Source organism: Vibrio sp. 2-1-2a (assembly GCF_032648565.1).
In the GTDB taxonomy this organism is placed as follows: Bacteria; Pseudomonadota; Gammaproteobacteria; order Enterobacterales; family Vibrionaceae; genus Vibrio; species Vibrio diabolicus.
Genome location: NZ_WBOH01000015.1, coordinates 14,049 through 26,237, shown reverse-complemented (window position 1 = coordinate 26,237; position 12,189 = coordinate 14,049). Strand labels below are relative to the sequence as shown.

The window sequence follows — 12,189 nt, the reverse complement described above, 5'->3', positions numbered from 1 at the left end:
AGAGTAAGAGATGGATAAGCTAATCGTTACCGGCATCGATATAGGCCATAACAGCCTCAAAGCCGTAGTACTTAAACCCACAGGCAACAATTACGCTCTGTTGGGTTACAAAGAAATATTACTAAAGGAAGGTATTGTCGCTGAAAATAACACTATAAATCATCAAGAAATTGTAAAGACCCTAAAGCTGATTAAAAAAGAACTGCCTTTTGGTGCTAAAAAGGTCGCAATTTCAGTGCCTGATAATTCGGTGATAAGTAAAAAACTGCAAATAGAACAAAACCTTGAAGATAGCGAAGTTGAGTTTGCTGTGATTCAGGCATTTTCTCATCAATCGCCATTCCCTGTCGAAGAGCTGAGTTTAGACTTCGTCCGTCTTCGTGCCGAAGATGGGTTGCGTGGGACTGATAACTATCAAGTGTTTGCGACAAGAAAAGATGTGGTCGATAGTCGCGTGGATGCATTACAAAAATCCGGACTAAAACCCGTTTTAGTGGACGTGCATTCACAAAGTCTTGGTCATATCTGGAAGCTCACCGCCGATCGCTTTCCTGACAAAAATAAGTACTGCTTACTCGATATTGGCACCTCATCGAGCTCCTTTACCATGTTTACCGAACAAGGTGAGCTGTTTCATAAAGAGTTTGCTTGCGGCACACGCGGAGCAAACAGCCCTGTTCAAGATGATTTGATGTCCGATGATGCTCAGGAGAAAACAGAGCTGTTTAATCGCCAAATCGTGGAACGGGTGAAACGTCAGATGCAGCTCTACACCTCAATTAATGGCTCGCAAAATATCAAAGGTATCTGGTTATCAGGGGAAGGAGCTTCGACACCAATGCTCGCGGAAGAGTTATCTCAGCAACTGTCACTAGAGTGTGAATTGCTAAACCCGCTAGGGCTATTTGAGATGAAGGTGTCCAAACGTAAACGTCGTGCCGCGGATTGGCAGCATTTCTCTACAGCCGCAGGACTCGCGATTCGTGGCATTCATTGGCTAGGAGGTGCGCGTGCTTTATCGCATTAATTTACTTCCTTGGCGAGAGAACCAAAGAGAAGAGCACCGACGTCGTTTCATTAGCTTGGTCGCGTTAGGCATGTTGGTCGCTATTGGTATTCAATGGGGTATTGGAAAGTTTTTTGAGTACCAACAAGATCAGCAGCAGGAGCGGCTTGATTACCTTACTCACTACATTGCTGAGCTTGACCAGCGTATTGAAGCAATGAAAATCGCCGAGCAAGAGCACAGCAAAATTCTCGAACGTTTAAAAGTGGTTGAAGGGTTACAAAACGGTAGAAACAAAACGACCGAGTTTATGAACTTGATGCCAGCCGTCATTCCTGAAGGTGTATATGTCGACAAGATCAAAATGAATGATCTGGAAATTGAGATCTCAGGGATCTCTGATAGCACTCCAAAACTTGCCACGATGCTGGACAACATGGAGCGTTCGGCCAAGTTGAATGATGTAGAAATGCACTCCATCGTTCACGGAAAAGCGCGTTTTGGAAAAGAGTTCCAAACGTTCAAAGTGTCTTTCATGTTCAAAGTGCCGGAGAAAAAAGCGGAGGCCCAGCATGGTTGATTGGCAGGATCTCGAAATAGATGAAATGGCAGAGTGGCCATTGTTGCCTCAGCTTGTGGTTATCGCGCTGCTGATTTTCCTCATTCAAGGTTTTGGCTATTGGTTTTACCTTAAGCCAAAAGAAGAGCAATTGAATAACTTGGTCCAGCAGGAGCAGACGCTCAAGGTAGCACTGAAGATCAAAGCGAACAAAGTAGCTGCATTGCCTCAGCTTCAATCTCAATTGGATGAACTCACCACGCGTTACGAGTTATTGCTACAACAACTGCCCGCGCAAAAAGAGTTGGCTACGATGCTCGCTTCGGTGAATGAACTCGGTATCGACAATAAGTTGACCTTTACCCGTATCGACTGGGGTGAAAAGCAATCAGAGCATTTCCTCTATCGTCTTCCTTTAAACATTGAGTTAACGGGAGATTTTCATGACATCGGACATTTTTCTCAGGCGATAGCAACGCTACCTCGAATCATCACGTTTAAAGATGTGACTTGGCAGCGTGTCAGCCAAGAAAGTGAAACTCTGCACTTTAGGGTACGAGCCAATACCTATCAGTTTAAGCCAGAGGAGACGAACAATGACAAGTAAGCATTTGTTACTGGTACTGATGGGGTCTCTGCTACTTGGATGTCAGGCGAATGATGAGTCATTAACGGATTTTATTCGAGGGGTGGAGAGTCAGGCGCGTCGAGATGTCGAGAAACTTAAGCCTGCAGATAAGTATGTTGCCGTCACGTACGCACCTGAAGTACAGCGTGCGCCCTTTGAGTTACCAAAAGAAGCCACGATCGCCACTCAGCCCGTTGCAAGAAAAGATTGCTGGCAACCGCCTTCAAGAAGGCGCACTGGCAAATTAGAAAAATTCCCATTAAGCCAATTACGTTTGAAAGGAGTTATGGGCATGGGTAATACGGTTTCTGGTCTCGTTCAGGCACCCAACGGCACCGTTTATAAAGTGAAGCCGGGGCAATACCTCGGACGCAACAATGGCAAAGTGACCCACGTCAGCCATTCCTATTTGTTAATTAATGAAACGTTGCCCGACGGCTTAGGGTGTTGGCAGAAGCGTAAAGTTAAGTTGGCTTTGAGATAGCCCCATTTATTTTTGATATTGAGTAATGAAAATGAGACAAGGATTAACACGTACACCAAGGATACTAACTGGGCTCTTCTCCTTATGGTTGTTTGTATTTTTAGCCCCTTTAGTGGCAGCAGAAGAAGTATCGTCTAATGCCTTAAAGAGTATCGATTTTCGCACTAATAAAGATAAAGACGCCGTTATTGTCGTTGAACTGGCGTCACCTGCCGCGATTGTCGATGTCAAACGCGTACAGGAAGGGTTAAGTATCGATTTGCTTAATACTTCGGTAAAAGACGAGCAACTGTATCTCCTAGACGTAAAAGATTTCTCGACTGTGGTTGAAAGCGTAGAGGTGTTTCGCGATACCTCAACTACGCGCTTGGTTGCGCACATCAATGAAGAATATACGCATGATTACCGTTTAACGGGGCGATTCTTGGAAATCAAAGTGGCTAAGATCAAACCCAATGAGAAAGCTCCGGATAAAAGCATTCTAGAAAAAGAAGGCAAGCTCATTTCGATTAACTTCCAAGATATTCCTGTACGTAACGTGTTACAGCTGATTGCCGACTACAACCAGTTCAACTTGGTTGTTTCAGACTCCGTAGAAGGTAACCTCACACTTCGTCTTGATGGTGTTCCGTGGCAGCAAGTGCTGGATATTATTTTGCAAGTTAAGGGGTTAGATAAGCGTGTGGATGGCAACGTGATTCTGGTTGCTCCAACAGATGAGCTTGATCTGCGCGAAAAACAGCAACTCGAAAAGCAGCAGCTAGAACAAACGATGGGAGAGCTTTCGTCTGAAATCATCAAGGTAAACTTCGCTAAAGCATCAGATATTGCAGAGATGATCAACGGAGAAGGGAACATCAGTATGTTGTCTGAGCGAGGCAGTATGACCATTGATGAGCGGACTAACTCGTTATTGATTCGTGAGCTACCTGAAAACATTGAAGTGATTCGAGAAATTATAGAATCTTTGGATATCCCGGTGAAGCAGGTTCAAATTGAAGCGCGTATTGTGACCATCAATGAAGGCAACATGGACGAGTTGGGAATTCGCTGGGGCTTTACCTCTATTAATGGCAATAACACGGTTGGTGGTTCTATCGAAAACAACCTTGCCACGATCGGTTTATATAACGGTGGTGGTGAAGGAGAAGACGGTGGTGACGGTGATGGAGTAGGTATCGATGACTTCCTAAACGTAAACTTAGCTGCAACCAGTCCAAACGCGACTAGCATTGCTTTTCAGGTTGCAAAATTAGGCTCAGACACCTTGTTAGACCTCGAGCTTTCTGCGCTGCAACAAGAGTCCAAAGCTGAGATTATCTCAAGCCCACGTTTGATCACTACCAATAAGAAGCCTGCCTATATTGAGCAGGGTACCGAGATACCTTATCTAGAGTCCTCATCAAGTGGTGCTACGACGGTAACGTTCAAAAAAGCAGTATTGAGTTTGAAGGTGACGCCACAAATTACACCGGATAACCGTCTTGTGTTGGACTTAAGCGTTACGCAAGATAGACCTGGACAAGTCGTGAAAACAGGCACTGGTGAAGCCGTTGCGATTGATACTCAGCGTATCGGGACGCAAGTGTTAGTAAATAACGGTGAAACCGTCGTTCTTGGTGGTATTTTCCAGCACAGCATTACTAACTCGGTGGACAAGGTGCCTTTGTTAGGCGATCTGCCACTATTAGGTGCGCTTTTCCGTCGAAGTTATGAAAATGTTGGCAAAAGTGAGCTGTTAATTTTCGTCACCCCTAAGGTGGTGATTCAGTAGTTCTACCTCGTGAAAAACTGATTAAATCAAAAATAAAGTTGCAATAGTGGCACCATGCTTGGATAATTTCGGGTCTTATCACGAATTATCTGTGAGGAACTGGTGCCACAAGCCTTGTAGAACAGCGATTTAGCTGTGTTTTCTTGTGGCGATCTTATTGAATCAATGTTGTAAATTACTGCTAAACATGGCTGAGAAACGTAATATTTTCCTTGTTGGCCCAATGGGCGCCGGCAAAAGTACAATTGGTAGACATCTAGCACAGCAACTGCATATGGAGTTTGTTGACTCCGATACAGTGATCGAAGAACGCACTGGTGCAGACATCTCTTGGGTTTTTGATGTAGAAGGTGAAGAAGGCTTCCGCAAGCGTGAAGAAGCGGTACTTGAAGACCTAACACAAGAGCAAGGCATCGTGCTTGCGACTGGCGGTGGCTCTGTTAAGAGCAAAGAAAACCGTAATCGTCTTTCGGCACGTGGTGTTGTTGTTTACTTAGAAACGACGATTGAAAAGCAACTTGCGCGCACAAACCGTGACAAGAAGCGTCCTCTACTTCAAACGGACAACCCTCGCGAAGTATTGGAGCAATTAGCTGAAGAACGTAATCCTCTGTATGAAGAAGTAGCGGATTACACTGTTCGCACTGACGATCAGAGTGCAAAAGTGGTAGCCAACCAGATCGTAAAAATGCTAGAAGAGAGATAAGTTTTTATCTTTTTTTTAATTGGAGCAAACCGATGGAACGGATTACGGTCAACCTAGCTGAGCGTAGCTACCCAATCTCTATTGGCGCCGGGTTATTTGAGGACCCGGCGTACCTCTCTCAAGTTCTCTCAAACAAAAATGCAAAACAAAAAGTTGTTGTGATCAGTAATGTCACAGTGGCGCCTTTGTATGCAGACAAAATTTTAAAGCAACTCGAGCAGCTCGGTTGTAGTGCATCCTTGTTAGAATTGCCTGACGGCGAACAGTACAAAAACTTGGATGTGTTTAACCAAGTGATGAACTTCCTCCTCGAGGGGAATTACGCTCGTGATGTTGTGATCATCGCGTTAGGTGGTGGCGTTATTGGCGACCTTGTGGGTTTTGCTTCTGCCTGTTACCAGCGTGGGGTCGACTTTATTCAAATACCAACGACATTACTATCTCAAGTGGACTCTTCGGTGGGTGGAAAAACCGCGGTTAACCATCCGTTGGGTAAGAACATGATAGGTGCGTTTTACCAACCTAAAGCCGTGATCATCGATACCAACTGTTTATCGACGTTGCCTGAGCGTGAATTCGCAGCAGGTATCGCAGAAGTCATTAAGTACGGCATCATTTACGATGTAGACTTTTTTGTATGGTTGGAAGAAAACCTTGAACGCTTGTACGCGTTGGATGAAGAAGCGCTAACTTATGCCATTGCACGTTGCTGTGAAATAAAAGCGGAAGTGGTGGCTCAGGATGAGAAAGAATCGGGCATCCGCGCTCTGCTCAACTTAGGTCACACCTTTGGTCATGCGATTGAAGCTGAGCTTGGCTACGGCAATTGGCTGCATGGTGAAGCGGTTTCTGCTGGCACGGTTATGGCGGCCAAAACTTCGCATCTGCGCGGTCTTATCTCAGCAGAGCAATTTGAGCGTATTGTTGCGATTTTGCGTCGTGCCAAACTGCCTGTTCATACTCCAGAAAGTATGAGCTTCGATGACTTCCTCAAACATATGATGCGAGATAAAAAAGTCCTCTCTGGTCAATTAAGATTAGTTCTACCTACAGGCATTGGCAGTGCCGAGGTCATTGCTGATACGACACAAGACGTACTCAAACAGGCGATAGACTTCGGTCGCGATATTTAACCTTGTAATGGCGCCTTTGGGCGTCATTCTTGTAGTGTATTAAGGTTATTAGATGAGTGTTGCTCACGTTCTGGAATTAGATTCTCAAATCGAGTTGCTTGATAGGTTAGGATTGCTGACTAATTTTGGTTCCAATTTCATTGCGATTAATGGTCATGATGGTTATGGAAAATCTTGGTTAGCGCAGCGATACCTTGAAGTGGGTGCCAGTAACAAGAATCAATGTTTGTTACTTTGTCATTCTAATCAAGATGATGTGCAGCGCCGCATCCTTATTTTGAGTCAACTGGTTTCGGACGCATTGTTTAATCAGCAAGAGCCTTTACTTGATAGCCTCGAAAGACTATTGGGTGATGAGCCTTGTGATATCGCAATTGTGGTTGATGATGCGCATTTATTAAGTGAGACGCTCGTTTCTGAGCTTTGGATGCTGGTTTTAGAGGCGCATCATAAGCCGAATTGGACCATCAATGTCTTATTATTTACGCAGTCTGGACGCTTAGAAGGATTGCTGTCACGTCTCAGTTACGGACAAGAGATAAAGCCTGTTGAGCTTGATATTGATATGTTGTCCGAAGTGGAAGCCCGTCGTTTCTTTGAATCACTTGTTGCGCGCTATGTTGATGATGAGGCGGAGAAGCGGGTTCGAGATGCATTTAAAAAAGTTGACCCAGTACCGGGTGACATCATGGCGTTAGGAGAGATGAAAGTGGAAAAAAGGATCATTATCCGCTCGATTGTCGGTTCACCGCTGAATATTGCGTTAGTGGTATTAGCATTACTGTTGCTTGCTGCTGGTGGCTATTGGTGGATGTATAATCAACCAAGCCCTGATGATAAAGCGCAGCAAATTGCTGGTAGTTTAGAGCAAACGGCTATTCCAACTTTTGAAGAGTCAGGAATCAGTGCTGCGCAGTCTTCACTACAATCTGTGACTGATGACACTAGCAGTGGCCTTGATGGCTCTGGCGCGATTGATGATTCTGATTCATTACCGCCAGCAGTAACGGAAGAAGTGGCGAGCGTTGGCAGTGATGACAATCAACAGAGAGTGGTGATTGAGTCGAATGTGGTCGATGCATTGCTTGAAGGTAAAGCTGATTCAGCAGACACAAAAGCGATTGATGATATCGTAGGTACTGATAAAGCAGAAACTGCTGATGAAACTGACTCTCCTTTGATTAAAGTCGTAAAACCAAATCAAGGTATGACGCAAACTTCTGCTCAGTCAGGAGAAGACGGTGCGAAGCAGCCTGTGGTTAAGTTTTCATTTGCTCGCGAAGAATTAAAAGCACTATCACCAAGAGCCTATACACTGCAGCTTGCTGCTATGACGTCAATGGAGGATGTACAAGCCTTCCTCGATGAGCATCAGCTGAATAATCAAGTACGAATTTATCCTACCGTTCGCAATGACACCGAGTGGTATATCATCACATACCAAGATTATCCGACAATTCAAATGGCTCGCGATGCCGTTGCAAGCTTGCCTGATTCGGTTAAGTCGGTGAGTCCTTGGGCAAAATCACTCCGTCAGGTTCATCGCGAAATTGATCGCGTGAAATAAACCTGAGCTTCGCTGAAAAATATGTTACATTCCGCAGCCTTAATTTTTGGTCGATAGATAGAGCAGTAGATGAAAAAGCAACGAGCCTTTCTTAAATGGGCAGGAGGAAAATACGGACTGGTTGAAGACATCCAACGTCATTTACCGCCGGCTCGAAAGCTAGTTGAACCTTTTGTTGGCGCGGGCTCAGTGTTTCTGAATACCGACTATGACCATTACCTACTGGCAGATATCAACCCAGATCTGATCAATCTGTACAACCTACTAAAAGAGCGCCCGGAAGAGTACATCTCTGAAGCGAAACGTTGGTTTGTTGCCGAGAATAACCGTAAAGAAGCCTACTTACACATTCGCGCTGAGTTTAATAAAACCGATGACGTGATGTACCGCTCTTTGGCGTTTTTGTACATGAACCGCTTTGGTTTTAATGGCCTATGCCGTTACAACAAAAAAGGCGGCTTTAACGTTCCGTTTGGTTCATATAAAAAGCCTTACTTCCCAGAGGCGGAATTGGAGTTTTTTGCCGAAAAAGCCAAGAAAGCCACGTTCGTTTGTGAAGGTTATCCAGAAACTTTTCGCCGAGCACGTAAGGGGAGTGTGGTGTATTGCGATCCTCCTTATGCACCGCTTTCAAACACGGCAAATTTCACCTCATACGCAGGTAATGGTTTCACGTTGGATGACCAGGCTGCATTAGCCGACATTGCTGAAAGAACGGCGACTGAGCGTGGTATTCCGGTTTTGATTTCTAACCACGACACTACGCTGACGCGTCGGTTGTATCACGGTGCGGATCTCAATGTAGTAAAAGTGAAGCGCACCATTAGCCGAAATGGCAGTGGTCGTAATAAAGTCGATGAGCTGCTTGCGCTTTTTCATGCCCCTGAGATGGATCAACCAAGCTCTTAGTTCTCACACTATTAAATCTAAATAGTGGATCTCCCCACTGGCTTCGGTAGAATTGCGCGCAGATTGTTTGCTCATTACTACTGAGGTCAGGTATGAAAGATTTTCTTATTGCTCCATCCATTTTATCGGCAGATTTTGCTCGTCTCGGTGAAGATGTCGAGAAAGTACTCGCAGCGGGTGCGGATGTGGTGCATTTCGACGTTATGGATAACCACTATGTACCAAACCTGACTTTTGGTGCACCTGTGTGTAAAGCACTACGCGATTACGGCATCACCGCACCAATCGATGTTCACCTAATGGTGAAACCGGTTGACCGCATTATTCCTGATTTCGCAAAAGCGGGTGCGTCGATGATTACATTCCATGTGGAAGCTTCTGATCATGTAGACCGAACACTCCAGTTAATTAAAGAGCACGGCTGTCAGGCTGGTGTGGTACTAAATCCAGCAACGCCACTTGCGAGCCTTGAGTTCATCATGGACAAAGTCGACATGATTCTACTGATGTCGGTAAACCCTGGCTTTGGTGGTCAATCATTCATCCCTCACACGCTAGATAAACTGCGTGCAGTTCGTAAGATGATCGATGAGTCTGGTCGTGATATCCGTTTAGAAATTGATGGCGGTGTGAAGGTTGACAACATTCGTGAAATCGCAGAAGCGGGCGCAGACATGTTCGTTGCAGGCTCGGCGATTTTCGGTCAGCCAGATTACAAACAAGTGATCGACCAAATGCGCACGGAGCTGGCTGAAGTAAAATAAGCCCCGATATACGCGCGATAATGCCCTGATTTTAAAGGCTGTCACTTTATTGGCAGCCTTTGTTATTTCTAGCGTTGGATGAAATAAAATATCCCCTGCGTTGAGCAAATAATCACTTGCCTATTTTGCGCCCTTTCTGTACTATTCGTGCTCCTTAAACTCAGTCAATTATCTTTAGTTCCTTGCTTCCTCTGGACGACTGAGCCATTTGTGGAAGCTGAATAATCCGTAAGGAGCAACCAATGCGTCATTACGAAATCGTATTCATGGTGCACCCAGATCAAAGCGAGCAAGTTGCTGGCATGATCGAGCGTTACACTGGTTCAATCACTGAAGCTGGCGGTAAAATCCACCGTCTAGAAGACTGGGGCCGTCGTCAACTGGCTTACCCAATCAACAAGCTTCACAAAGCTCACTACGTTCTTATGAACGTTGAAGCTGACCAAGCTGTAATTGATGAGCTAGAAACTGCTTTCCGTTTCAACGATGCAGTTCTACGTAACATGATCATGCGTACTAAAGCAGCGATCACTGAGCAATCTATCATGCTTAAGCAAAAAGAAGAGCGTGCTCCACGTCGTGAAGAGCGTTCTGAAGCTAAGCCTGAAGCTAAGTCAGAAGCTGCTGAGTAAGTTTTCTTATGGCCAATCGAATGGAGCTGAGCGGCACCATTGCCAAACCGCCCATTCGTAGTAAAAGCCCTGGTGGCATTGAACACTGTCGGTTTTGGCTGGAGCATCGCTCTACTATTATCGAAGCTGACTTACCTCGACAAGTTTATTGTCGTATGCCGGTAGTCGTCAGCGGGCTTGGGTCACAAGCACTAACTCAGAATTTAGTTCAAGGCAGTAACATTAAGGTAAGTGGTTTTGTCACTTATCAAACCGGCCGAAATGGCGTGGGAAAATTAGTGTTACACGCCGACAACATTACTCAAATTTAAGATCAGGAGATAGCCCATGGCTCGTTTCTTCCGTCGTCGTAAATTCTGCCGTTTCACTGCAGAAGGCGTACAAGAGATTGATTACAAAGACGTAGCAACTCTTAAAAACTACATCACTGAAGCTGGTAAAATCGTACCTAGCCGTATCACTGGTACAAGCGCTAAGTACCAGCGTCAACTAGCACGTGCTATCAAGCGTTCACGCTACCTAGCTCTACTACCGTACACTGACAAGCATCAGTAATCGGTTCATTTTATTAAGAAAGAGGATTAAGCAATGCAAGTTATTCTACTTGATAAAATTGGTAACCTAGGTGGTCTTGGCGATACTGCAAACGTTAAATCTGGCTACGCTCGTAACTTCCTTATCCCACAAGGTAAAGCAGTTATGGCAACTAAAGCTAACGTTGAAATGTTTGAAGCTCGTCGTGCTGAACTAGAAGCTAAAGTTGCTGAGCAACTAGCTGCTGCAGAAGCTCGCGCAGAGAAAGTTAACGCTCTAGAAGCTGTAGTTATCGCTTCTAAAGCTGGTGACGAAGGCAAACTATTCGGTTCTATCGGTACTCGTGACATCGCTGACGCTATCACAGCTGCAGGCGTTGAAGTTGCTAAGAGCGAAGTTCGCCTTCCTGAAGGTGCTCTACGTACAACTGGTGAGTTCGAGATCAGCGTTCAACTTCACTCTGAAGTTTTCGCAACTGTGAACCTACAAGTTGTTGCTGCTGAGTAATTCAGTATCAAGACGAAATACTAAAAAGCACCTCTTCGGAGGTGCTTTTTTTATTTCTAAAACTGGGAGAAAAAACAGGTTAAAAAGCGAAGAGTAAATTAACGGAAAATACGCTATCCGCTTTGCTTAAGCCTTCAGGCACTTTATCGTGATACTGACGAGAGTGTGCCAGTTTTAGTGCGATATCTTCAGTAATATCATTGGTCACGCTGAGCTCACTATCGGCTCGTGTATTACTTTTACCTGTTACCAACGTAATATCAGCCGCGAAACTCAAATTATCTAGTGCGTGCCAAGTCGTATTGATATTCCCTCGAAAAATGCCTTCTCGAACGATATCGGGAAAGACAATGTCGTCATCATCTATCTCATCTAAATTTGGTTCTTGATAACGAAAACCAGGACCGACTTCTACCTCTAAAATGAAGTTTTCAGTGTAGGAAAACTGGTAACCCAAACCGCCTGATAAGGTGTAGTCTTTAAAATAGGCACTGTAACGAGAATCCACCCCTTTAAAGCTGCCATACAAATACGTTTTAGGGCCTAACTTGTAGTCACTCTGTAGGGCGTAGGTGGATGAGCGTTTGTCTTCTTCACCGTCTTTGTACAAATTGTAGTACTTCCACTCACCATTAGAACGGTGTCGACCTGACGTATATTCAGCACTCAAACGAGCATTCAGGGAACGAGAGTCCGTGTTACCTGTGTGAGCTTGATAGCCGAACTCCACCTCGGTTTTTAATGGGTCAGGCACATCAATATTTTGCTCTGGCTGTACTGATTCGTCAGCATACGATGCACTAGCGCATAGTAAGCTAAAGCTAAGTAACCAGTATCGGGACACATCAACCTCGAACGTAATTAAAAAGGAGGGGCATGATACTGATACAGATATTTTGTTGGGTCAATGGTAGGTTAATTTTTATTAGAGCTGGGCGGAAGAACCAGGCTATTACTTGTGCGGTTCGCATGTTGATTTCTTAACA

At 44.9% G+C, this 12,189-nt stretch carries 15 protein-coding genes; 14 read left to right on the top strand and 1 reads right to left on the bottom strand.

The window, feature by feature from the left end:
* The first annotated feature begins 10 nt into the window (after positions 1-10).
* From pilM to rplI, 14 genes are all read left to right on the top strand, one after another.
* A complete protein-coding gene (pilM, locus tag F7Y48_RS22235; RefSeq protein ID WP_005395718.1) occupies positions 11-1,027 on the top strand; it encodes a type IV pilus biogenesis protein PilM in 1,017 nt (338 codons plus the stop codon).
* A complete protein-coding gene (locus tag F7Y48_RS22230; RefSeq protein ID WP_005395717.1) occupies positions 1,011-1,586 on the top strand; it encodes a PilN domain-containing protein in 576 nt (191 codons plus the stop codon). The genes pilM and F7Y48_RS22230 overlap by 17 nt, the downstream gene beginning before the upstream one ends.
* Positions 1,579-2,172, top strand: a complete 594-nt coding sequence (locus F7Y48_RS22225) for a type 4a pilus biogenesis protein PilO (protein WP_012841351.1) — start codon at positions 1,579-1,581, stop codon at positions 2,170-2,172. Before F7Y48_RS22230 ends, F7Y48_RS22225 begins: the two co-directional genes overlap by 8 nt.
* Entirely contained in the window at positions 2,162-2,677 is a 516-nt protein-coding gene (locus F7Y48_RS22220) for a pilus assembly protein PilP (RefSeq protein ID WP_005395715.1), read from the top strand. Before F7Y48_RS22225 ends, F7Y48_RS22220 begins: the two co-directional genes overlap by 11 nt.
* Positions 2,678-2,702: 25 nt before the next feature.
* Positions 2,703-4,451, top strand: coding sequence for a type IV pilus secretin PilQ (locus F7Y48_RS22215; protein WP_006742777.1), 1,749 nt, complete (start codon positions 2,703-2,705; stop codon positions 4,449-4,451).
* A 187-nt stretch (positions 4,452-4,638) separates the two neighbouring features.
* Positions 4,639-5,157 (top strand): shikimate kinase AroK, encoded by a 519-nt coding sequence (gene aroK / locus F7Y48_RS22210; protein WP_005381319.1) that lies wholly within the window; start codon positions 4,639-4,641, stop codon positions 5,155-5,157.
* 32 nt (positions 5,158-5,189) lie between these two features.
* Complete coding sequence (aroB, locus tag F7Y48_RS22205; protein WP_012841354.1) at positions 5,190-6,290, top strand: 3-dehydroquinate synthase; 1,101 nt, start codon at positions 5,190-5,192, stop codon at positions 6,288-6,290.
* A 52-nt stretch (positions 6,291-6,342) separates the two neighbouring features.
* Positions 6,343-7,857, top strand: coding sequence for an SPOR domain-containing protein (locus tag F7Y48_RS22200; RefSeq protein ID WP_124008948.1), 1,515 nt, complete (start codon positions 6,343-6,345; stop codon positions 7,855-7,857).
* Positions 7,858-7,926: 69 nt separating this feature from the next.
* A complete protein-coding gene (locus F7Y48_RS22195) occupies positions 7,927-8,766 on the top strand; it encodes a Dam family site-specific DNA-(adenine-N6)-methyltransferase (RefSeq protein WP_005395710.1) in 840 nt (279 codons plus the stop codon).
* Positions 8,767-8,858: 92 nt separating this feature from the next.
* Positions 8,859-9,530 (top strand): ribulose-phosphate 3-epimerase, encoded by a 672-nt coding sequence (rpe, locus tag F7Y48_RS22190; RefSeq protein ID WP_005395709.1) that lies wholly within the window; start codon positions 8,859-8,861, stop codon positions 9,528-9,530.
* Positions 9,531-9,772: 242 nt separating this feature from the next.
* The gene (gene rpsF / locus F7Y48_RS22185) at positions 9,773-10,162 is read left to right on the top strand and encodes a 30S ribosomal protein S6 (protein ID WP_005381299.1); all 390 of its coding nucleotides are present in this window, start codon (positions 9,773-9,775) and stop codon (positions 10,160-10,162) included.
* A gap of 8 nt (positions 10,163-10,170) precedes the next feature.
* Positions 10,171-10,473, top strand: coding sequence for a primosomal replication protein N (gene priB, locus F7Y48_RS22180; RefSeq protein ID WP_005381298.1), 303 nt, complete (start codon positions 10,171-10,173; stop codon positions 10,471-10,473).
* A gap of 16 nt (positions 10,474-10,489) precedes the next feature.
* Positions 10,490-10,717, top strand: coding sequence for a 30S ribosomal protein S18 (gene rpsR, locus F7Y48_RS22175; RefSeq protein ID WP_000090472.1), 228 nt, complete (start codon positions 10,490-10,492; stop codon positions 10,715-10,717).
* 33 nt (positions 10,718-10,750) lie between these two features.
* Positions 10,751-11,203 (top strand): 50S ribosomal protein L9, encoded by a 453-nt coding sequence (gene rplI, locus F7Y48_RS22170; protein WP_005381278.1) that lies wholly within the window; start codon positions 10,751-10,753, stop codon positions 11,201-11,203.
* A 79-nt stretch (positions 11,204-11,282) separates the two neighbouring features.
* On the opposite strand, the gene F7Y48_RS22165 is transcribed toward rplI, so the two are convergent.
* Positions 11,283-12,047, bottom strand: a complete 765-nt coding sequence (locus F7Y48_RS22165; protein ID WP_006743223.1) for a DUF481 domain-containing protein — start codon at positions 12,045-12,047, stop codon at positions 11,283-11,285.
* Positions 12,048-12,189: the final 142 nt, after the last annotated feature.

Coding starts and splice junctions, on each gene's coding strand:
- pilM (WP_005395718.1), top strand. CDS start 11: ATGGATAAGCTAATCGTTACCGGCATCGATATAGGCCATAACAGCCTC.
- F7Y48_RS22225 (WP_012841351.1), top strand. CDS start 1,579: ATGGTTGATTGGCAGGATCTCGAAATAGATGAAATGGCAGAGTGGCCA.
- F7Y48_RS22220 (WP_005395715.1), top strand. CDS start 2,162: ATGACAAGTAAGCATTTGTTACTGGTACTGATGGGGTCTCTGCTACTT.
- F7Y48_RS22215 (WP_006742777.1), top strand. CDS start 2,703: ATGAAAATGAGACAAGGATTAACACGTACACCAAGGATACTAACTGGG.
- aroK (WP_005381319.1), top strand. CDS start 4,639: ATGGCTGAGAAACGTAATATTTTCCTTGTTGGCCCAATGGGCGCCGGC.
- aroB (WP_012841354.1), top strand. CDS start 5,190: ATGGAACGGATTACGGTCAACCTAGCTGAGCGTAGCTACCCAATCTCT.
- F7Y48_RS22200 (WP_124008948.1), top strand. CDS start 6,343: ATGAGTGTTGCTCACGTTCTGGAATTAGATTCTCAAATCGAGTTGCTT.
- F7Y48_RS22195 (WP_005395710.1), top strand. CDS start 7,927: ATGAAAAAGCAACGAGCCTTTCTTAAATGGGCAGGAGGAAAATACGGA.
- rpe (WP_005395709.1), top strand. CDS start 8,859: ATGAAAGATTTTCTTATTGCTCCATCCATTTTATCGGCAGATTTTGCT.
- rpsF (WP_005381299.1), top strand. CDS start 9,773: ATGCGTCATTACGAAATCGTATTCATGGTGCACCCAGATCAAAGCGAG.
- priB (WP_005381298.1), top strand. CDS start 10,171: ATGGCCAATCGAATGGAGCTGAGCGGCACCATTGCCAAACCGCCCATT.
- rpsR (WP_000090472.1), top strand. CDS start 10,490: ATGGCTCGTTTCTTCCGTCGTCGTAAATTCTGCCGTTTCACTGCAGAA.
- rplI (WP_005381278.1), top strand. CDS start 10,751: ATGCAAGTTATTCTACTTGATAAAATTGGTAACCTAGGTGGTCTTGGC.